The 19076-nt window shown below is 55.7% G+C and carries 19 protein-coding genes and 3 tRNA genes; 18 read left to right on the top strand and 4 right to left on the bottom strand.

All coding sequences use genetic code 11. The annotated features are described in order from the left end of the window. Position 1 precedes the first annotated feature (1 nt). The 9 genes from tolR to nadA all read left to right on the top strand — a co-directional run bounded on the left by tolR (position 2) and on the right by nadA (position 6243). The gene (tolR, locus tag ABD013_RS05540) at positions 2–418 is read left to right on the top strand and encodes a protein TolR (protein ID WP_343803411.1); all 417 of its coding nucleotides are present in this window, start codon (positions 2–4) and stop codon (positions 416–418) included. Positions 419–426: 8 nt separating this feature from the next. Continuing rightward, the gene (tolA, locus tag ABD013_RS05535) at positions 427–1335 is read left to right on the top strand and encodes a cell envelope integrity protein TolA (RefSeq protein WP_343803408.1); all 909 of its coding nucleotides are present in this window, start codon (positions 427–429) and stop codon (positions 1333–1335) included. Positions 1336–1337: 2 nt separating this feature from the next. Next, positions 1338–2636, top strand: coding sequence for a Tol-Pal system beta propeller repeat protein TolB (gene tolB, locus ABD013_RS05530; RefSeq protein ID WP_343803406.1), 1299 nt, complete (start codon positions 1338–1340; stop codon positions 2634–2636). Positions 2637–2734: 98 nt separating this feature from the next. Next, a complete protein-coding gene (gene pal / locus ABD013_RS05525; protein WP_343803403.1) occupies positions 2735–3271 on the top strand; it encodes a peptidoglycan-associated lipoprotein Pal in 537 nt (178 codons plus the stop codon). Positions 3272–3278: 7 nt separating this feature from the next. After that, positions 3279–4085 (top strand): tol-pal system protein YbgF, encoded by an 807-nt coding sequence (gene ybgF, locus ABD013_RS05520; RefSeq protein ID WP_343803400.1) that lies wholly within the window; start codon positions 3279–3281, stop codon positions 4083–4085. Between the two features lie 14 nt (positions 4086–4099). Further along, entirely contained in the window at positions 4100–4780 is a 681-nt protein-coding gene (gene queC, locus ABD013_RS05515; protein WP_343803398.1) for a 7-cyano-7-deazaguanine synthase QueC, read from the top strand. 57 nt (positions 4781–4837) lie between these two features. Continuing rightward, positions 4838–4913, top strand: a tRNA-Lys gene (locus ABD013_RS05510). A 42-nt stretch (positions 4914–4955) separates the two neighbouring features. Further along, positions 4956–5031, top strand: a tRNA-Lys gene (locus ABD013_RS05505). Positions 5032–5199: 168 nt separating this feature from the next. Beyond that, complete coding sequence (nadA, locus tag ABD013_RS05500) at positions 5200–6243, top strand: quinolinate synthase NadA (protein ID WP_343803395.1); 1044 nt, start codon at positions 5200–5202, stop codon at positions 6241–6243. A gap of 72 nt (positions 6244–6315) precedes the next feature. On the opposite strand, the gene ABD013_RS05495 is transcribed toward nadA, so the two are convergent. Then, positions 6316–7758 (bottom strand): M48 family metalloprotease, encoded by a 1443-nt coding sequence (locus tag ABD013_RS05495; protein ID WP_343803392.1) that lies wholly within the window; start codon positions 7756–7758, stop codon positions 6316–6318. 66 nt (positions 7759–7824) lie between these two features. Here ABD013_RS05495 and ABD013_RS05490 point away from each other — a divergent pair, with 66 nt between their 5' ends. Together ABD013_RS05490 and ABD013_RS05485 are read left to right on the top strand one after the other, a co-directional pair. Next, a complete protein-coding gene (locus ABD013_RS05490; protein ID WP_425543391.1) occupies positions 7825–8103 on the top strand; it encodes a sulfurtransferase TusA family protein in 279 nt (92 codons plus the stop codon). 8 nt (positions 8104–8111) lie between these two features. Continuing rightward, positions 8112–9185, top strand: coding sequence for an AI-2E family transporter (locus ABD013_RS05485; protein WP_343803387.1), 1074 nt, complete (start codon positions 8112–8114; stop codon positions 9183–9185). A 16-nt stretch (positions 9186–9201) separates the two neighbouring features. On the opposite strand, the gene ABD013_RS05480 is transcribed toward ABD013_RS05485, so the two are convergent. Next, the gene (locus ABD013_RS05480; protein WP_343803384.1) at positions 9202–9669 is read right to left on the bottom strand and encodes a peroxiredoxin; all 468 of its coding nucleotides are present in this window, start codon (positions 9667–9669) and stop codon (positions 9202–9204) included. Between the two features lie 174 nt (positions 9670–9843). Between ABD013_RS05480 and dapA the strand changes: the two genes are divergently transcribed. Together dapA and bamC are read left to right on the top strand one after the other, a co-directional pair. Further along, positions 9844–10719 carry a 4-hydroxy-tetrahydrodipicolinate synthase gene (gene dapA, locus ABD013_RS05475; protein WP_343803382.1) on the top strand — a complete coding sequence of 292 codons (876 nt, stop codon included), beginning with the start codon at positions 9844–9846 and terminating at the stop codon, positions 10717–10719. A gap of 11 nt (positions 10720–10730) precedes the next feature. After that, positions 10731–12134: an NlpB/DapX family lipoprotein gene (bamC, locus tag ABD013_RS05470; protein ID WP_343803380.1), complete on the top strand. Its 1404-nt coding sequence runs from the start codon at positions 10731–10733 to the stop codon at positions 12132–12134. A gap of 68 nt (positions 12135–12202) precedes the next feature. Here the strand turns inward: bamC and ABD013_RS05465 are convergent, their stop codons facing one another. Together ABD013_RS05465 and rlmD are read right to left on the bottom strand one after the other, a co-directional pair. Beyond that, positions 12203–12823, bottom strand: a complete 621-nt coding sequence (locus tag ABD013_RS05465; protein ID WP_343803377.1) for an RluA family pseudouridine synthase — start codon at positions 12821–12823, stop codon at positions 12203–12205. Next, positions 12816–14168 (bottom strand): 23S rRNA (uracil(1939)-C(5))-methyltransferase RlmD, encoded by a 1353-nt coding sequence (gene rlmD, locus ABD013_RS05460; RefSeq protein ID WP_343803374.1) that lies wholly within the window; start codon positions 14166–14168, stop codon positions 12816–12818. The genes ABD013_RS05465 and rlmD overlap by 8 nt, the downstream gene beginning before the upstream one ends. Positions 14169–14256: 88 nt before the next feature. On the opposite strand from rlmD, the gene ABD013_RS05455 reads away from it, so the two are divergent. From ABD013_RS05455 to ABD013_RS05435, 5 genes are all read left to right on the top strand, one after another. After that, positions 14257–15246, top strand: a complete 990-nt coding sequence (locus ABD013_RS05455) for a glycosyl transferase family protein (RefSeq protein WP_343803372.1) — start codon at positions 14257–14259, stop codon at positions 15244–15246. Between the two features lie 83 nt (positions 15247–15329). Further along, positions 15330–15923 (top strand): Fe-S biogenesis protein NfuA, encoded by a 594-nt coding sequence (gene nfuA, locus ABD013_RS05450; RefSeq protein WP_343803369.1) that lies wholly within the window; start codon positions 15330–15332, stop codon positions 15921–15923. A 187-nt stretch (positions 15924–16110) separates the two neighbouring features. Further along, positions 16111–18537, top strand: coding sequence for an endopeptidase La (lon, locus tag ABD013_RS05445; protein WP_343803366.1), 2427 nt, complete (start codon positions 16111–16113; stop codon positions 18535–18537). Between the two features lie 131 nt (positions 18538–18668). After that, entirely contained in the window at positions 18669–18944 is a 276-nt protein-coding gene (locus ABD013_RS05440) for an HU family DNA-binding protein (RefSeq protein ID WP_343803364.1), read from the top strand. 26 nt (positions 18945–18970) lie between these two features. Next, a tRNA-Asp gene (locus ABD013_RS05435) sits at positions 18971–19047 on the top strand. The last annotated feature ends 29 nt before the right edge of the window (positions 19048–19076 follow it).

Raw genomic sequence — 19076 nt, 5'->3', positions numbered from 1 at the left:
AATGATTCGTAAAGAGCGCAAGAAACGCAAGCTGAATTCAGACATCAATGTGGTGCCCTACATTGATGTAACTCTGGTGCTGCTGGTGATCTTCATGGTGACAGCGCCCATGCTGACACAGGGGGTCAATGTTGAGTTGCCTCAGGCGGCGGCCGAGCCGGTTGAAGACCAGAATGAAGAGCCGGTTATCCTGACCGTCGATGCTGACGGGCTGTACTACATCAACGTAGGTGGTGACGAGAAAGACGCCATCAGCCGTGATGAGGTCGCTGAGCGGGTGGGCAAGATTTTGGCCTCGGCTCCCGAGAAGCTGTTGCTGGTAAGAGGAGATAAGGCTGCCAGTTATGACCAGGTCGTGCAGCTGATGGTTCTGTTGCAGCAGGTGGGTGCCAGCAGTGTCGGACTGGTGACGGAATAGGATAGCCTGTGGAGATCAGAAGCTATATCGTTCCGTTTCTGCTGGCGCTGGGAGTGCATGCCGGAGTGCTGGTGTTGCTGGGTACCCACTGGATTGATCATGCCGAGCCTCGGCGTCAGGTACCCAGGCATATCGAGGCTCAGATGATCGACCTGACCGCCTTGGCCAAGCGTGAAGCGGAGCAGGCGCGCGTTGCGGAAGAAAAGGCGCGGCAGGCCGAGCAGGCCCGACAGGCTGAGCGCAAGCGTCAGGAGCAGGCAGCTGCCGAGAAGCGTCGCCAGGAGCTGGCCAAGCGTCAGGCTGAAGCGGATGCCAAGCGCAAGGCGCAGCAGGATGCTGAGCGTAAGCGTCAGCAGGAGTTGGCCAGGCAGCGAGCTGCTGAGCAGAAGCGCCAGGCTGAACAGGCGGCAAAGCGTAAGGCAGAAGCCGCGGAGCGCAAACGCAAGGCTGAAGAACTGGCACGTCAGCAAGCGGCAGAGGCCAAACGCAAGGCGGATGCGGCAGCGAAAGCAGAGGTTGAGCGCAAGCGACAGCAGCGGCAGGCTGAAGCCGAGCTGCAGCAAGCGTTGCAGCGTGAGCAGCAAGCGCGTGAGGCTGCTGCCAGACAGACTTCTCAAGCCGTGATCGGTGACATTCAGTCGTATATTCAGGCGATGCTGCAAAGCAGCTGGCGGATTCCGAGTACGGCACGTAATGGCATGGAGGCGGTTGTAGCGATCCATTTTTTGCCCAGCGGCGAGGTTGATCAAGCCTATATCGATACCAGTAGCGGTAATGCTGCCTTTGATAACTCAGCAATTCAGGCAGTATATCGGGTACAGCGTTTCCCGCGTGTGGCTGAGATCGATCCGATTCTGTTCGAGCGTCGTTTACGCAAGTTGTTGGTTAAATTCAGGCCGGAGGGACTTAGGTGGTGAGAATGAAGCGCGTATTCATGACGCTGGTGTTGATGCTGGTGTCTGTCATGGCCAGGGCCGAGCTTGTGGTTGAAGTGACCCAGGGGGTAGAAGCTCCAACCGCAATTGCTGTCGTGCCTTTTGGCAATGAGACCGGCAGAGCCTTGAATGAAGATGTGGCGGCCATTGTGCAGCAGGATTTGCAGCGCAGCGGCTTTTTTCAGCCAATGGCACGCGAGAACATGCTGGGCTTCCCGGTGCAGCAGTCTGAGCTCTATTTCCGTGACTGGCGCATTGCCAAGATGGACTATGTGGTGATTGGTCGTGCGGTACCGGTAGGTGCGGATGAAATCAGTGTGCGTTTTGAGCTCTACGATGTGCTCCGTGAGCAGTCATTGCTGAGTGAGCAGGTGACTACTGGCCGCGATAATCTTCGGGATGGAGCGCACTTCATCGCGGACCGTCTGTTTGAGCGTTTGACCGGGCTCAAGGGGGCTTTCTCGACTCGGATTGTCTATGTGACAGCGGAGCAACTTGCAGCTCAGAAGCAGCGTTTCAGGTTGCAGCTGGCGGACTGGGATGGTGCGCGGGCGCGTACTATTCTGGAGTCGTCAGAGCCGATTCTGTCGCCGGTGTGGTCAATGGATGGTTCCAAGCTGGCTTATGTGTCCTTCGAAACAGGCAAGCCGGCTATCTATGTTCAATACCTGGCGACCGGTCGTCGTGAGCGCATCCAGTCCTTCCCGGGTCTTAACGGTGCGCCGGCCTGGTCGCCGGATGGTACTCGGCTGGCGCTGGTGCTGTCGCGTGATGGCAACCCGGAGGTCTATGTGCTGGATCTGCAGAGTCGTCAGCTGCAACGGATTACGCGCCACTATGGCATCGATACCGAGCCGAGCTGGTCGCCGGATGGCCAGTCACTGATCTTCACCTCTGATCGTGGCGGACAGCCACAGATCTACCGTCTGGAGCTGAGCAGTCGCAAGCTGGAGCGCCTGACGTTCGAGGGGAACTATAATGCGCGTGGGCGCCTGACGCAGGATGGGCGTTTCCTCGCAATGGTGCATCGCAGCAGTGGTGGCGGCAACGGCTTTGATATTGCAGTGCAGGATCTGAAAACCGACCGTCTCGATGTACTCACCCGTTCCGGTATGGTGGAATCACCCAGTATTGCACCGAACGGAAGTGTGGTGATCTATGCTACGCAGGAAGGGACGCGCGGGGTGCTTTCGGCTGTGTCACTGGATGGGCGTGTGCAGTTCAGGATGCCGGCGGTCAGCGGCGATGTGCGTGAGCCTGCGTGGTCACCCTATCTTCGCTGAAGTGGTAACAGGTATTTAGTACAGTGACGTCAAAATCTGTGCTTACTCTATTTCTATAATTCAAACTTGGTTTCAAGCATTAATACAGGGGAAACAACATGCAGGCAGGTAACCTGACCAAATCCGTGATCATTTCTGCTGCCATGATCTGGGCAGCCGGCTGTAGTACAACCAGCACCACAACTGACGCAGGTTCAGCCGGAATGGGAGCGAGTGATCAGGCTGGCGGTGCGAGCAGCTATGGTAGTGCTGGTGGCAGCCTCAGCAGTGGTGCGGTTGTTACTGCAGAAGACCTGAAACAGCTGCGTACCGTCTTCTACTTCGATTTCGACCAGTCCGTTGTGCGCCAGGAAGGTTTTGCCGATCTGGAAGCGCATGCTCGCTACCTGGCGCAGAATCCGTCTGCATCAGTGCGTCTGGAAGGCCATGCTGACGAACGTGGAACACGTGAATACAACATTGCGCTGGGCGAGCGTCGTGCGCAATCCGTGGAACGCCTGCTGGTGGTCAACGGCGCATCTGCCAATCAGGTGGAAACGGTCAGCTACGGTGAAGAAAAGCCGGCCGTGCTGGGTCATGACGCTACCTCTTGGTCACAGAATCGTCGTGTCGAGCTGAAATACCTGAGCAAGTAATCGGGTTATGATGAAGGGTTGTCGTCGACTGCTGTTTTCGGCATTGGCGTTGTCTGCGCTTTCCGTGCAGGCAGCGCCAGTGACAGTGGTGGAAGTTTCCGAGGTTGGGGCGGGGGGCGTGTCTTCGTCTCAACCGCGGGCAATGTCAGCGCAAAATGAGATGTTCTTCATGCTGCAGCAATTGCAGGATGAGGTGCGGGCTCTGCGAGGCGTGATCGAGCAGCAGCAGTATCGTCTCGATCAGTTGGAGCGTCATCAGCGAGATCGCTACCGCGACATGGATAAGCGGATCAGCCTGCTGTTCCAGCAGCTGCCACAGGGTGCTGGAACAGCGGTAGTGGGGGGCGCTGACAGCGTTGCTGCCGATACTCAAGCTGCTGCTGAAGCTGCACAGTCACAGGTTGCGCCTGTTGATCAGGCGTCCACGGAAGACGCGGAGCAGGGGGCTGGGGAGCAGCAGGTATATGAAGCCGCCTTTGCCAAGGTCAGGGCGCGAAACTTCGGTGCTGCCGAGGCAGAGCTTAAGGGCTTTATCAACCAATACCCCGATAGTGCTTTGCAACCTAATGCCTGGTACTGGCTGGGAGAAGTGTATCTGGCCCAGCAAAATACAGCTGATTCCGAAGCTGCTTTTGCTCGTGTCGTCGAGCAGTACGCTCAGCATGGCAAGGCGGCCGACGCACTGTATAAGTTGGGTGTCTTGTCAGGGCGTTCTGGTAACGCAGCCAAGGCACGACAGTTGATGCAACAAGTGGTGCAGGAATATCCGCAGGCGCCTGCGGCAGATCTTGCACGTGGTTATCTGAAGCCGTAACAAAGATGGGATTGATGAAACAAGATGTAAAACGAGCGGTCGTGCTGCTATCGGGTGGTCTGGATTCCGCCACGGCCTTGGCCATGGCCAAGGATCAGGGGTATGACTGTTATGTGCTCAGTTTTGATTATGGGCAGCGTTCCTTGACTGAGCTGAATGCTGCCCGGGCGATCGCTGAACAGATTGGCGTTGCCGATCATCGAGTGCTGCGTCTGCACCTGGAAGACTTTGGTGGTTCCGCGCTGACCGATACCAATATAGAGGTGCCGGAAGGCGAAACCGAAGGCGTTCCCGTGACCTATGTGCCGGCCCGAAATACGGTGTTTTTGTCGCTGGCGCTGGGGTGGGCTGAAGTGTTGGATGCTGATGCAATTTTTATCGGCGTTAATGCGGTGGATTACTCCGGCTATCCCGATTGCCGTCCGGAATTCATTGCGGCCTTTGAGACCATGGCTAATTTGGCGACGCGACGCGGTGTTAATGGTGACCCTATTCATATCGAAACGCCGCTGATGCATTTGACCAAGGCCGACATCATCGCTGAGGGAACAAAGCTGGGGATTGATTACGCGCTGACCGTATCCTGTTATCAGGCGGATGAAGACGGTCGGGCCTGTGGGCGTTGCGATAGCTGTCGACTGCGTGCCAAGGGCTTTGTGGATGCAGGTGTGGCTGATCCAACGCGTTACGTGTAAAAAAATTCAAAAGGGGCTTGCCATCTGCCTGAATTCGCGTAGAATGCGCAGCCCATCGGGTCGTTAGCTCAGTTGGTAGAGCAGTTGGCTTTTAACCAATTGGTCATAGGTTCGAATCCTATACGACCCACCATCTACCCTTCGATAAATCAGGCTGTCTGCCTGGTTCTTATGTGGGTCGTTAGCTCAGTTGGTAGAGCAGTTGGCTTTTAACCAATTGGTCATAGGTTCGAATCCTATACGACCCACCATTTTCCCGCTTTTCTGTTACAGTTAATGGTATAGCTTCGCTCGAAATCGAGTGAAAGCCCGATTCGATGCATTAACTGTGGTGCAACTATGGTATAATCCACGCCCCATTATTTTTGCCCTCAATGCCCTCAATGGCATTAATCCGCGGGAAGATAAGAACCAGAACTATGTTGAGTAAGCAAGATATCGATGATCGCATCCTGGTACAGGAGCACTTTGCGCAGGAGCACCTGCCATCACAGATGGGGTCTGCTGAAATCGAAGAGTACAAGGAGAAGATCCGTCGACTGCTGGTCGAGAAGGATGCCTGTCTCGTCGCGCACTATTACACCGATGACCTGATTCAGCAGTTGGCGGATGAAACCGGTGGCTGTGTAGCAGACTCCCTCGAAATGGCACGTTTTGGCTCTCGTCACCCTGCGTCTACTCTGATCGTTGCGGGTGTTCGATTTATGGGTGAAACGGCCAAGATTCTGAACCCGGAAAAGCGCATCCTGATGCCGACGCTGGAAGCGACCTGCTCACTTGATATCGGCTGCCCGGCGGATGAGTTTGCAGCTTTCTGCGATCAGTATCCTGATCACGAGGTGGTGGTCTATGCCAATACCTCGGCTGCCGTGAAAGCACGCGCGGACTGGGTGGTCACATCCAGTATTGCGTTGAAAGTGGTCGAGCACCTGGTTGATCAGGGCAAGAAAATCATCTGGGCTCCGGATAAGCATCTGGGTGAATATGTCCGTAAGGAAACCGGTGCCGATATGATTCTCTGGGACGGAAGCTGTATCGTCCATGAGGAGTTCAAGGCCAAGGGGATTCTGGATCTCAAGCAGGTTTATCCCGATGCGGCGGTGCTGGTGCACCCCGAGTCACCGGATGCTGTGGTGCAGATCGCTGATGCTGTGGGTTCTACCAGTCAGTTGATCAAGGCCGCTCACGACCTGCCGAATGAAACCTTTATTGTTGCAACCGACCGCGGTATTTTCTACAAGATGCAGCAGGCGGCCCCTGGCAAGCGTTTTCTGGAGGCGCCGACGGGCGGCTCGGGTGCAACCTGTCGCAGCTGTGCTCACTGTCCGTGGATGGCGATGAACGGCCTGGATAATATCTTGGCCGCACTCGAAAACGGCACCGACGAGATCCTGGTTGATGATGATCTCAGGGAGCGTGCGCTCAAGCCGCTGCAGCGGATGCTGGACTTCTCGGCAGATTAAGCATCTCGTGATGCAATAAAAAGCCCGCAGATCATTTCGATCGAGCGGGCTTTTTTGTGTCTGCTTGGTAACCTAGAACTGCTCTTTCATCTCCTGGCGTAGCGCGCGCGCTTCCTGCTCACGTTGGTCCAGTCTGGCGATATCGGATGCTGTCAGTCCCTTGCCGCGGCGGGCATAGGTGATCTGTTTGAGTGCCAAGTCTATTTGTGCTGTCAGCATGAAGTACTCGATGCGTGCCTCATGTACGCCGAGTGTGTTACCGGCAAGCCCTTCGGTCTCGGCCAGTTGGAACCAGATTTGAGTATCGTTGGGGTAATCTCGGGCCAGAGATTTGTATTCGCGGAGTGAAGCGGATAATTGCTCATTGCTGCGCAGTACGCGGGCGTTAAGGGAGCGTACTGGCCTGCTATCAGGGTAGAGTGCGAGCAATTGGCGTGTCAGTTCCAGCGCTTTAGTGTAGTTTTCTTGCTGTAATAAACCTTCAATGCGGCTGTATTCAACGTAGGGGTGCTGGCGCAGTTCGACAGGCATTTGTGCGCGAGTCTGCTCAGCGAGTTCGAAATCCTGGTTGGCAATGGCAGCTAGCATCAGTCCGTAGCGACTGTAAGCACTGGTGTTGCGGCTGAGGCTGTTGCGAAAATGCTCGAGTGATGCGACTGGAGATTTTGCAAACTGGACATCCATGCGTGCTTTGATCAGCGAGAATTCGGTACTGTTGGATTTCTCGCGCACGTCAGGCAGTTGGCTGGCACGGTTCAGCGAGTCGGCTATGCGTGATTCGGTCACCGGGTGGGTGAGTAGAAACTCAGGTGGCCGTTGACCGTAAAACTGATAATTGCGCTGCAAGCGGCTAAACATCTGGGGCATGGTATGTGGGTCGAAATTGGCTGATACCAGTGTCTGCATGCCGACCCGGTCGGCTTCCTGCTCGTTACGTCGGCTGAAAGCGAGCTGATTCTGCGCTGAAGCCCCCATCGTTGAGGACATCACGGCCACGCCACCTTCTGTGTCGGCTGCGGCAACCAGGATGCCGGCCAGTATGCCTGCAAGCATCAGAGGGCGATTGCGGCGTTCTTCCTCGAGGCGCTGAGCAAAATGGCGTTGGCTGAGGTGGGCCAGTTCATGGGCAATGACCGATGCCAGCTCTCCTTCGCTTTCCGCAGCAAGAATCAGGCCTCCGTGTACGCCAATCACGCCGCCGGGGACCGCGAAGGCGTTGAAGCTGGGGTTGGCAAGCAGGAAGAGTTCAAGTCGGCGGTCCTGAACCTGGCTGTGCGGCAGCAGACGCCACAGCAGGTCTTCAAGATACTGATAGGTAATCGGGTCCTCAAGCATGGGGGCTTGTCCACGCAGTATCCGGGCCCAGTTCCGGCCCAGCCGGTACTCAGATTCCAGGCTGACAATGGAAGATGTGCCATCATTAAGCAGTGGCAGGTTAAAGGGATCTTCGGCGCGGCTGGGGATTGCAATAAGCAGCAGGGAGAAGAGCAGGCTGCTGAAAATAGTGTTGCGCATGAGCATTACTGATTGCCTTCCGAATTATTCTGGCCTGGGTTTAATGATATAGTGCTTGCCATTCGAATGTGTGGCCAGTGTATCGCAGGAATCGTAGTGATGAGACCTCCAGAACATGATCAGGAACTTGATGCCAGCGGATTAAGTTGCCCCATGCCCTTACTAAAAGCCAAGTTGGCACTGCATCAGTTGTCACCGGGGCAGGTACTGAAGGTAATTGCGACCGATGCTGGTTCGGTGCGTGATTTTCCGGCCTACACCGAGGTGTCAGACCATGAGTTGTTGCATACGTTCAGTGACGATCAGCATTTCATCTATTGGATTCGGCGTGGCAAGGACGCCTGAGGTGTAATATGCGCAAAATCTTCAGCAAATGGATCGACCGTTATTTCTCCGATGAAGAAGCACTGTTCCTGTTTCTTCTGCTGGGTGGTGCCCTGGCGGCTATCTGGATGTTGGGTCAGCCGCTGGCGCCGGTGATTGCCAGTGTCATCCTGGCCTTTCTGATGCAAGGCACGGTCGACTGGTTGCAGCGCAGGGGGGTGGGGCATCTTATTGCAGTAATCTCGGTGTTCCTGGTGTTCATCGGCTTTGTCGCCGCCTTCTTGCTGTTTGTCCTGCCAATTGTCTGGCAGCAGCTGGTCAACCTGTTTACGGAGGCGCCGAGAATGGTCTCCGAAGTGCAGGCACAGTTGTTGGTGTTGCCGCAGCGGTACCCTGAACTGGTTTCAGAAGCGCAGATCCGTGAGCTTTTTGCGGCTGCCGGTAATGAACTGAGCCGTCTCGGTCAGTGGGTATTGACCTTCTCGCTCAATTCCATCACCGGGATAGTTACGCTGTTGATCTATCTGGTCCTGGTACCAATTCTGGTGTTTTTCTTCCTCAAGGATGGACGCAAACTGGTTAGTGGATGGACCTCCTTCCTGCCCGAAAAGCGTCAAATGATGACTCGGGTCTGGCATGAAATGGATCAGCAGATTGCCAATTACGTGCGAGGCAAGGCGATCGAGATCCTGATCGTGGGTGCAGTGACCTACATCACTTTTGTGTTTTTCGGCATCAACTACGCGGCGCTGCTGGGGATAATGGTCGGGTTATCGGTGGTGATTCCCTATATCGGTGCTGCCGTCGTTACCTTGCCGGTGATGTTGATTGCGCTTTTTCAGTGGGGCTGGAGCAGTGATTTTATGTACGTGATGATTGCCTACGGCATCATTCAGGCGCTGGATGGCAATGTGCTGGTGCCCTTGCTGTTTTCCGAAGCGGTCAATCTGCACCCGGTGTCGATCATCGTCGCTGTGCTGGTGTTTGGAAGTTTCTGGGGGTTCTGGGGCGTGTTCTTTGCCATCCCGTTGGCGACGCTGGTCAAGGCAATTCTCAGTGCCTGGCCAAGGGTGACGGAAGAAGCGGAAGCCTCCGCCTGCTAGGCGGAGGCTGGTAGGCTTAAAGGTCTTTAACGGCTTCCAGCACTTCGGCGGCATGCCCCTTGACCTTCACCTTGCGCCATTCCTGGCGCAGGACTCCCTCCTTGTCGATCAGGAAGGTGCTGCGCTCGACGCCCATGTATTCACGGCCGTACAGCTTTTTCAACTTGATCACATCGAACAGCTGACACACGGCTTCGTCCTTGTCGCTGATGAGCTCGAACGGGAAAGACTGCTTGCTCTTGAAGTTCTCATGGCTGCGCAGTCCGTCACGGGAAACACCGAAAATCTCGGTATCAAGCGCCTGAAACTCGGTATAGAGGTCACGGAAGTCCTGGCCTTCGGTGGTGCAGCCCGGCGTGCTGTCCTTGGGGTAAAAATAGATTACGATGTTCCTGCCCTTGAGGGAACTTAGTGCAACCTCGGTTTCGCTGGTGGCAGGAGCGGTGAAGTCGGCAACGGGCTGGCCGATGGCGGGTGCAGTCATGATGAAATGTCCTCGGTGACTAAAAAGTGCGGCGTACTACTACGCTCAGTGCACATAATTCGTTTAGAATGCGGCCTTTACGATATCAAAAAAGTGTCTGCTGGTTGAGGCCGAGAGCCCGCACCGGTAGCATGATGCAACAAGTTGAGAGTTCTCAGACAAATGGAGACAGAGATGATTCGCGGCAGTATTGTAGCGCTCGTGACCCCGATGACAGCCAATGGAGAGATCGATTGGGCTGCTCTGGATAAGATAGTGGATCTCCATATCGAGAAGGGTACCGACTCAATTGTTGCTGTGGGGACGACAGGGGAGTCGCCGACTCTGGATTACGACGAGCACCTGGATGTGATCAAGGCGATCATCAAGCGTGTTGATGGCCGAATTCCGGTTATTGCCGGTACCGGCGCCAACTCCACTAAGGAAGCGATCGAAATGACCGATCGTGCGGCCAAGGCTGGTGCAGACGCATGCCTGCTGGTGGTGCCTTATTACAACAAGCCGACTCAGGAAGGCCTTTATCAGCACTTCAAGGCGATCGCTGAAGCCGTGTCCATTCCCCAGATCCTCTACAACGTACCCGGTCGTACCTCCTGTGACATGCTGCCGGAAACCGTATATCGACTGGCAGAGATCGACAATATCGTCGGCATCAAGGAAGCGACCGGTGACCTGGAGCGTGCACGTGAGCTGATTGCCAAGGTGCCGACCGATTTCGCCATCTACTCCGGTGATGATGCGACTGCAATCGAGCTGATCCTGATGGGTGGGCAGGGCAATATCTCTGTTACTGCCAACGTGGCACCGGCTGAAATGGCTGAGCTCTGCCGTCTGGGACTGGCCGGTGAAACCGAAGCCGCTCGAGCGCTGCAGCAGAAGCTGATGCCGCTGCACACCAACCTGTTTGTGGAAGCGAACCCGATTCCGGTGAAATGGGCGATGGCAGAGATGAAACTGATCGGCGAAGGCATCCGTCTGCCGTTGACTGTCCTGTCTGAACAGTATCAGGAACTGGTACGTAACTCACTGCACGAAGCTGGCATCATCTAACAGGATTTGGCATGACTACACTTCGGACCACCTATCTTCCGCTGGCGCTGGCGGTTTCCGTCGCCTTGACCGGCTGCAGTATGGTCGAAAACAACCCTATCTATGGTGATAGCGGCGTCATCCGCGACCGCAGCCAGGATTATGAGTTGGCACGTAAAAGCGAGCGCCTGCAGTTGCCACCACATCTGCGCAGCAAGGATATGCAGGAGCAGTTGGTTGTGCCGGATGTGGGTGTAACTGCTACCCAGAGCGAAGCCGAGTTCGAAGTGCCGCGGCCGGAGTTCTTCTATGCCGAGTCGGGCAGCGACAGTGTCAACTTTCGTCGGGTTGAGGGTGAGAAGGTTATTCTCGTCGATGAACCAATTGCCGATGTCTGGCTGAAGGCGCAGGACTTCTGGGCCTTTAATGACCTCGATGTTGTTCGCTCCGATCCGCGTCAAGGGGTGATGGAGACTGACTGGATCGTGCTCGATGGCCGCGAGTACAGCTTCATGGATCTTTGGGTCAAGCGTTTGACGTTGCAGGACGTTGAAGGGCCGACCCGTAACAAGCTGCGCATGACGTTGCGTCCGGATCCTGAAAACTATGGTCGCACGGCCGTACGCCTCAAGCATGTTCAGTATCCGGAAGGTGCGGATGTGACTAGCATCGACTGGGACAAGCAGGCGCGTGACGTGAGCTACAAGTCCGACATGATGTTCGAGCTGCTACGCTATCTGAGCAAGGCCAGCTCTCAGCAGGCGTCAAACACACTGGTGTCGCTGCAGCAGCAGCGGGCTGACCGTCCGTTGCTGGGGCGTGATTCTCGCGGCAATCCGGTGCTGAAGATCAGTGCGCCCATCGATACTGCCTGGGCACAGGTCAGTGAGGCGCTGGATGCGGCGCAAGTTGATGTGGGCACTCGGGATCAGGAAACCGGTATCTTCTATCTGACCTACACCACGACCACGCCGTTCGATGATACCGAGAAGATGGGCTTCTTCGAATGGCTGCACTCCGACCGCGGCGAAATCAAACTGGATACCAGTATGATCAGCGCAGCGCTGGGTGGCGACGAGGAGTCCGAGGGCGGTGTGCGCTACAGTGCTGTCGGCACCCTGCCGTCTTCTGAGCGGGTCGAAGATGATGGTGAGCTGACCACGGAACTGTCAGATCCTAATAATCCGGCTAACCAGAAAGGCTACAAGATCTGGTTCGGCGGCAAGGTGGTTTATGTCTTCGGCAGTGGCGAGAGCGGCAACTACAATGCCGAGACCGGCAATTACGAACATACCGGTCGCTATCAGCTGAAGCTGAACCGTACACGTTCGGGTGTTTTCCTTTCGGTTCACAATGCTGACGGGCTTGAAGCGCCGGCAATTGTGGCTGAGGAAATTCTCTGGGCCGTTAAGGACCAGTTGCCGCAGGCGCAGTGATCCATCAGCAGAATGTAAAACGGGAGCTTCGGCTCCCGTTTTTCGTTGTGCGGTCTATAGCTGAGGTTTCAGAATGGGCAGGGGGCTTCGAACGCCATCCATTCCCCACTGACGGGGTGCTTGAGTCCCAGCTGCTCGGCATGGAGCAGCAGGCGATCACTGGCGGTTATATAGGGCTCAGAGGCATAGAAGCGATCACCAATGATCGGGTGGCCAAGCGCTTGCATATGCACGCGTAACTGATGTGAGCGGCCAGTGATCGGATGCAGCAGAACCCGGCAGCGATCGTCATAGCTTTGCACGCATTCCCAGTCGGTAGTAGCAGGTTTGCCGTCGACGGGATCCACCATCTGCCGTGGGCGGTTGTCCCAGTCGCAGCGCAGCGGAAGTTCGACACGGCCAGAGTATCGCTCAGGGATACCGGCGATGATTGCCTGATAGCGTTTGGTTGGAACCCGCTGCTGAAACTGGATGCTCAGGTTGCGATGGGCTTCGGCATCGAGGGCCAGAATCAGTAGTCCTGAGGTTGCCTGATCCAGACGGTGAACGATCCGCGCCGTGGGAAAACGCTGCTGGACGCGGCGCCACAGGCAGTCTTGCTTGTCCTCACCGCGGCCGGGGACGCTAAGCAGTCCGGAAGGCTTGTTGACCACGACGATGCTGTCATCGCTGTAGAGATATTCAGGCATGATCACGCTCAAGCAGCAGCATGGACTCGACATGGGCGGTATGCGGGAACATGTCCATGATGCCAAAACGGGTGACCCGGTAACCTGCCGCGGTCAGCAGTGGCAGATCGGCAACCAGTGCAGACGGGTTACAGGAGATGTAGAGTACTTTGCTGGCACCGTAACCTGACAGCTCCTTGACCGCCTCACGTGCACCCGTGCGAGGAGGGTCCAGCAGGATCAGGTCGAAGCCTTCACGGAACCAGGTTGCGTGGCGGAAGCTGGCGCTAAGGTCGGCTCGATAGAAGAGCGCATTCTCGATGCCAGCACGGTTGGCGTTGTGTCGGGCGCGCTCAACCATCTCCGCTGAGCCTTCGATACCGACCACCTGGGCAGCTTTGTGAGCAAGTGGCAGGGTGAAGTTACCCAGACCGCAAAACAGGTCCAGCACCCGCTGTTCGGGCTTTGGATCAAGCCAACTCAGTGCTTGGTCGATCATCGCCTGATTGATTTCGGCGTTGACCTGGATGAAGTCTGTCGGGCCAAATCCGAGCTCGAGGTCGCTGCTGGGGAGTGTGTAGTGAGCCAGCCCTTCATCAATGCTGATCTCCTGATCATTCAGCCCGATGACCAGTTTCAGTTGCAGCTTACGGCTGATCTGCTTGAGTCGCTCCAGCAGTTCATCTTTGGGTTTGCGGGTACAGCGGAAACGAATGAAGCCGTCTGTGTCGCCGCAGCTGAGATCGACGTGGGTCAGGTTGCGGATGTCTCCGAGGTCATTCAATGCTTCGCGCAGCAGGGCAAAGACCGGTTGCAGGCGCGGTGTCAGTACCGGACAAGTATCGATATTGAGTAGTTTGTTGCTGCCACGGCGACGGAACCCCACCAGAATTTCGCCGTCACGCTGGCGCTGGTTGATGCCGATACGTGCCGCACGACGATAGCCGGTGGCGGAACTGATCAGCGGAGGCTCGATCCGCTCCGGTACTACATCGGCAAAACGTGCCAGCTGGTCGAGCACCTGCTGCTGTTTATGCTCGCGCTGCTGTTCAATGCTCAGATGCTGGAGGTCACAGCCGCCACACTGGGCATAATGCGGGCAGGGCGGAATAACCCGGTGAGGGCTTTCGATCAGCACCTCGATCAGTTCGGCTTCGTTATAGCGCTTGTGCTGGGTAGTGATGCGTGCGCTCAGTGTTTCGCCTGGCAATGCTCCGGCAACGAAGGTGGTTTTGCCGTCAATTTTGGCAATGCCACGCCCTTCGTGGCTGAGGCGCTCGACCTCCAGCGTGAGCGGGGGTTGTGATGGGGTGTTGGCTTTGCGGGCACGTGCAGGCGCACCGAACTGAATTCTTTTACGGCTCATGTCATAATTTCCGCGGGATCAGCCGCCCATTGTAGCAAAGCGCGGTCACTCACGTTAATCCATCGTCCCCCTGATATGAGGAAAACCGATGAACCAGGAGCATCCGTTTGCCCCTTATGTACGCATACTTGGCAAGGGCAAGAAGGGCAGTCGTTCGCTGACAACAGAAGAGGCCGAAACGGCCATGGGGATGATTCTGGATCAGCAGGTGCTGCCGGAGCAGCTCGGTGCTTTCCTGATGCTGATACGGATGAAGGAAGAAGCGCCGGAAGAGTTGATGGGGTTTGCGCAGGCAGTTCGGGCCAGGTTGTCACCCCCGGATATGGCTGTGGATCTGGACTGGTCCACCTATGCGGGCAAAAAACGCCGTTTGCCCTGGTTTTTGCTTGCAGCGCTGGTGTTGGCCGGTCAGGGGATTCGTATCTTCATGCACGGCGCACATGGTCATACGCCGGGCCGAATCTATACCCAGGATATGCTGAAGTTGTTCGGCCTGGACGTTGCGGACGACTGGCAACAGGTTAAACAGCATCTCGAAAAGCACAGCATTGCCTTCATGTCGATTGACACTATGGTCCCGAAATTGGGGGAATTGATTGCGTTAAGGCCGGTCCTGGGCCTGAGATCACCGGTCCATACCCTGTGCCGCCTGCTCAATCCGCTTGCCGCTCCCTGTTGCGTGGATGGCGTGTTTCACCCGCCCTATGCCCCCATGCACCAGCGTACAGCTCAATTGCTGGGCACCCGCTACAGTCTCACCATTCGTGGAGATGGGGGCGAAGCTGAAATGAAGCCGGATTCCGACTCGGAACTGCACTGGGTGTGTGACGGTGAGTTGTCAGAAGAGTTCTGGCCACGATTGTATGACCAGCGTCTGGTCAGGGAAGATGAGTTGGATCCTCAGGATCTTGTGCGTTTCTGGCGTGGCGAGATCAGTCATGAATACGGTGAGGGGGCTGTTGTCAGTACACTTGCCGGTGTGCTGCGCCTGCTGTCAAAGGGAGAGCAAAAGCCGATGCAGGAATGGGTGCAGCAGGCCTTTAAACTTTGGCAGGGGCGCAATAAACAGGCGTTTTGATCAATATCCGATCAATTTACTCGGGTTTGGTTTGGGTGTATCCTGAAGTCATCTGATATACAGAATCTTCACAAGGTTTGGTTATGACAATTACGGTTACAAAATCTGCCGAGCGTTATCTGGCAGAACTGCTCGAGAAACAGAATGTAGAAGGCATTGCCGTGCGCCTGTTCGTGACGCAGCCGGGTACGGCATATGCCGAGACTTGCCTGGCCTATTGCCGTCCGGATGAGGTCAACCCGGAAGATGAAATCATGGACATGGAGCTGCTGCGTTTTTACATGGAGCGCAACAGCATGCCTTACCTGGAAGAAGCCTACATAGATTTTGCTGAAGATCGCATGGGCGGTCAGCTGACCATCAAGGCGCCTAATGCCAAAGTACCCAAGGTCTCGCCAGATAGCCCGATGGATGAGCAGATCAACTACATTCTTTACTCGGACATCAATCCGGGGCTGGCGTCCCACGGGGGCGAGGTAAAATTGGTTGAGTTGGTGGAAGAAGATGCAGGTATGATTGCGATCCTGCGTTTCGGTGGTGGCTGTCAGGGTTGTAGTGCCGTTGACATGACATTGAAGGATGGTGTTGAGAAGACGCTTGTCGAGCGTGTGCCCGGTTTGGCTGGTGTACGTGACGTGACAGACCACAGCGTTCGTGAAAACGCCTATTTCAAGTAAACACCTCCTGCTTTTCCCCACGTGAAGGAGGCGATAGTCTCCTTCACGCTCTCTCCGATCAGTCATTCAGTGAAAAAACCTGTTTAAGCAGTTGTAATTGCTCGATCCACCCCCATTGAAAGACTAACCTGATATTACCCAAGTCGCGTCATTACCCGAATGGCGCCCTGTAGAGAGGCACTCCATCATGGAACAATTTGAAGCAAAAGATGACGCCGTGACCGTCGAGCTTCCGGTTCTGCCGCTGCGCGATGTGGTGGTTTATCCCAACATGGTGATTCCACTGTTTGTCGGCCGCGAGAAGTCTATCCATGCGCTGGAGCTGGCGATGGCAAGCGACAAGCAGATATTGCTGGTGGCGCAGAAGAGTGCTTCCGAAGACGAACCTGCTGCCGAGGACCTGTTTGCAGTTGGCTGTGTGGCCAATGTTCTGCAGATGTTGAAACTGCCCGACGGCACGGTCAAGGTCCTGGTTGAAGGTGACTACCGTGCCCGGATTGAATCTCTGCATGAAGAGCCCGAGTATTTCAGTGCAGCGGTCAGCGTGATGCCGATCGAGACTGTTGGCGTGACTGAAGCGGAGGTCTATAAAAAGACCGCGCTGGATCAGTTTGAGCGCTTCTCTCAGGTCAACAAGAAGATTCCGTCCGAAGTGCTGAGCTCATTGCAGAATATTGACGAGATCGGTCGCCTGGCGGACACCATCGCAGCACACATGTCACTGAAGCTTGATGAAAAGCAGAACATTCTGGAAATCCTCGGCGCCCGTCAGCGTCTGGAGCACCTGATGTCGCTGATGGAAGCCGAGATTGACCTGGTCGAGGTGGAGAAGCGAATCCGTGGTCGCGTCAAGAAACAGATGGAGAAAAGCCAGCGCGAGTACTATCTGAATGAGCAGATGAAGGCAATTCAGAAAGAGCTGGGCGATATGGACGAAACAGGTGCTTCCGATATGGAGGAACTGAAAGCCCGTATCGAAGCCGCCGGCATGCCGCAGGAGCCGCTGGACAAGACCTTGAGCGAGTACAACAAGCTCAAGATGATGTCACCGATGAGTGCCGAGGCAACCGTCGTTCGTGGCTACATCGACTGGATGCTGCAGATCCCCTGGGTCAAGCGCTCCCGTGTACGCCTCGATATGAAACACGCTGAGAAGATCCTGAATGAAGATCACTACGGCCTGGAAGAAGTGAAAGACCGAATCCTCGAATACCTGGCGGTACAGAAACGGGTGAAGAAGCTGAAAGGGCCGATCCTGTGTCTGGTTGGACCTCCGGGCGTGGGCAAGACCTCACTGGGTCGTTCCATCGCGCGTGCTACTAACCGCAAGTACGTCCGCATGGCATTGGGCGGCGTACGTGACGAGGCCGAAATTCGTGGTCACCGTCGTACCTACATCGGCTCCATGCCGGGCAAGCTGATCCAGAAGATGTCCCGTGTCGGCGTGAAGAACCCGCTGTTCCTGCTTGACGAGATTGACAAGATGGGCATGGATCATCGTGGTGACCCGGCCTCGGCGCTGCTGGAGGTGCTTGACCCTGAGCAGAACAGCAGCTTCAACGACCATTACCTGGAAGTGGATTACGATCTGTCCGACGTGATGTTCGTGTGTACCTCCAACTCGATGAATATCCCGGGCCCGCTGCTCGACCGGATGGAGATCATTCGTATCCCCGGCTATACCGAGGACGAAAAACTCAATATTGCACGCAAATACCTGATCACCAAGCAGCTTAAGAATAACGGGATCAAGGCGAAAGAGCTCGAGATCACCGATGATGCTGTTGTCGGTCTGATCCGTTACTACACTCGAGAAGCAGGTGTGCGTGGCCTGGAGCGCGAGATCGCCAAGATCGCCCGTAAGGTGGTGCGTGAGCTGGCCCTTGAGGACAAGGGGGGCTCCATTCGTGTGACCGCGGATGAGCTGGAGCACTACAACGGCGTCAAGAAGTTCAAGTTCGGCATGGCCGAAGAGCAGGATCAGGTCGGTCAGGTGACAGGGTTGGCCTGGACATCCGTGGGGGGTGATATCCTCACCATCGAAGCGGCTGTAGTACCGGGCAAGGGGCGCCAGATCCATACCGGCTCCCTCGGTGATGTGATGAAGGAATCGATCCAGGCGGCGATGACCGTGGTTCGCAACCGAGCGCGCTCATTGGGAATTGCTCCGGATTTTCACGAGAAGCGTGATATCCATATCCACGTACCTGAGGGTGCTACGCCGAAAGATGGCCCCAGTGCCGGTATCGGCATGTGCACAGCCGTCGTGTCAGCACTGACCGGTATTCCGGTACGCTCTGATGTGGCGATGACCGGTGAGATTACCCTGCGTGGACAGGTATTGGCGATCGGCGGTTTGAAAGAAAAGCTGTTGGCAGCCCACCGTGGCGGAATTCAAACTGTGATCATTCCAGAGGAAAATACCCGCGATCTGAAGGAAATTCCCGACAATATCAAGGCTGATCTCGATATTCGCCCGGTGAAGTGGATCGATCAAGTACTGGACATTGCGCTGGCCTACCAGCCGAAACCGCTGCCTGAGCCGGAAGAAGAAAGTGCTTCTGCTGAAACAAACAATGCCCGCAATGGCTCAAGTCAGCTAAGTACGCATTAACGCAAAGCCCCGGCAGAAAAGGGCTGCAGCCAGTTGACACCGGTTTCGGGCAGTTGGTATAAAGTTGCAGACTATGCGCTGGGCAACGACAACGGATAGAAATAGACAACGATTTTTACAAGGGGAACATTGTGAATAAATCTGAACTGATTGACGCTATTGCAGCATCAGCTGACATTCCTAAAGCAGCCGCTGGTCGCGCTCTGGATGCGACTCTGGAAGCAGTTACCGAAGCGCTGCAGCGTGGTGAGTCTGTTGCTCTGGTAGGTTTTGGTACCTTTGCTACCAAGGAACGCGCAGCACGTACTGGTCGTAACCCGCAGACTGGTAACCCGATCGAAATCGCTGCTGCTACCCTGCCGACTTTCAAGCCGGGTAAAGCACTGAAAGACGCGGTAAACAAGTAAGCAGGATCTAAGGTCCTGATTGCGACGGAGCGGTAGTTCAGTTGGTTAGAATACCTGCCTGTCACGCAGGGGGTCGCGGGTTCGAGTCCCGTCCGTTCCGCCAACTTTCGATCATGTTCGATTACGTATCGA

The sequence above is a fragment of the Marinobacterium maritimum genome (assembly GCF_039523155.1).
Classification (GTDB): Bacteria; Pseudomonadota; Gammaproteobacteria; order Pseudomonadales; family Balneatricaceae; genus Marinobacterium; species Marinobacterium maritimum.
The sequence above is the reverse complement of the archived record's forward strand: the minus strand, read 5'-3'. Positions and strand labels throughout refer to the sequence as shown.

Coding starts and splice junctions, on each gene's coding strand:
- bamC (WP_343803380.1), top strand. CDS start 10,731: ATGACTACACTTCGGACCACCTATCTTCCGCTGGCGCTGGCGGTTTCC.
- ABD013_RS05495 (WP_343803392.1), bottom strand. CDS start 7,758: ATGCGCAACACTATTTTCAGCAGCCTGCTCTTCTCCCTGCTGCTTATT.
- tolB (WP_343803406.1), top strand. CDS start 1,338: ATGAAGCGCGTATTCATGACGCTGGTGTTGATGCTGGTGTCTGTCATG.
- queC (WP_343803398.1), top strand. CDS start 4,100: ATGAAACAAGATGTAAAACGAGCGGTCGTGCTGCTATCGGGTGGTCTG.
- ABD013_RS05455 (WP_343803372.1), top strand. CDS start 14,257: ATGAACCAGGAGCATCCGTTTGCCCCTTATGTACGCATACTTGGCAAG.
- tolR (WP_343803411.1), top strand. CDS start 2: ATGATTCGTAAAGAGCGCAAGAAACGCAAGCTGAATTCAGACATCAAT.
- ABD013_RS05485 (WP_343803387.1), top strand. CDS start 8,112: ATGCGCAAAATCTTCAGCAAATGGATCGACCGTTATTTCTCCGATGAA.
- ABD013_RS05465 (WP_343803377.1), bottom strand. CDS start 12,823: ATGCCTGAATATCTCTACAGCGATGACAGCATCGTCGTGGTCAACAAG.
- ybgF (WP_343803400.1), top strand. CDS start 3,279: ATGATGAAGGGTTGTCGTCGACTGCTGTTTTCGGCATTGGCGTTGTCT.
- nfuA (WP_343803369.1), top strand. CDS start 15,330: ATGACAATTACGGTTACAAAATCTGCCGAGCGTTATCTGGCAGAACTG.
- ABD013_RS05490 (WP_425543391.1), top strand. CDS start 7,825: ATGTGTGGCCAGTGTATCGCAGGAATCGTAGTGATGAGACCTCCAGAA.
- lon (WP_343803366.1), top strand. CDS start 16,111: ATGGAACAATTTGAAGCAAAAGATGACGCCGTGACCGTCGAGCTTCCG.
- nadA (WP_343803395.1), top strand. CDS start 5,200: ATGTTGAGTAAGCAAGATATCGATGATCGCATCCTGGTACAGGAGCAC.
- pal (WP_343803403.1), top strand. CDS start 2,735: ATGCAGGCAGGTAACCTGACCAAATCCGTGATCATTTCTGCTGCCATG.
- ABD013_RS05480 (WP_343803384.1), bottom strand. CDS start 9,669: ATGACTGCACCCGCCATCGGCCAGCCCGTTGCCGACTTCACCGCTCCT.
- dapA (WP_343803382.1), top strand. CDS start 9,844: ATGATTCGCGGCAGTATTGTAGCGCTCGTGACCCCGATGACAGCCAAT.
- rlmD (WP_343803374.1), bottom strand. CDS start 14,168: ATGAGCCGTAAAAGAATTCAGTTCGGTGCGCCTGCACGTGCCCGCAAA.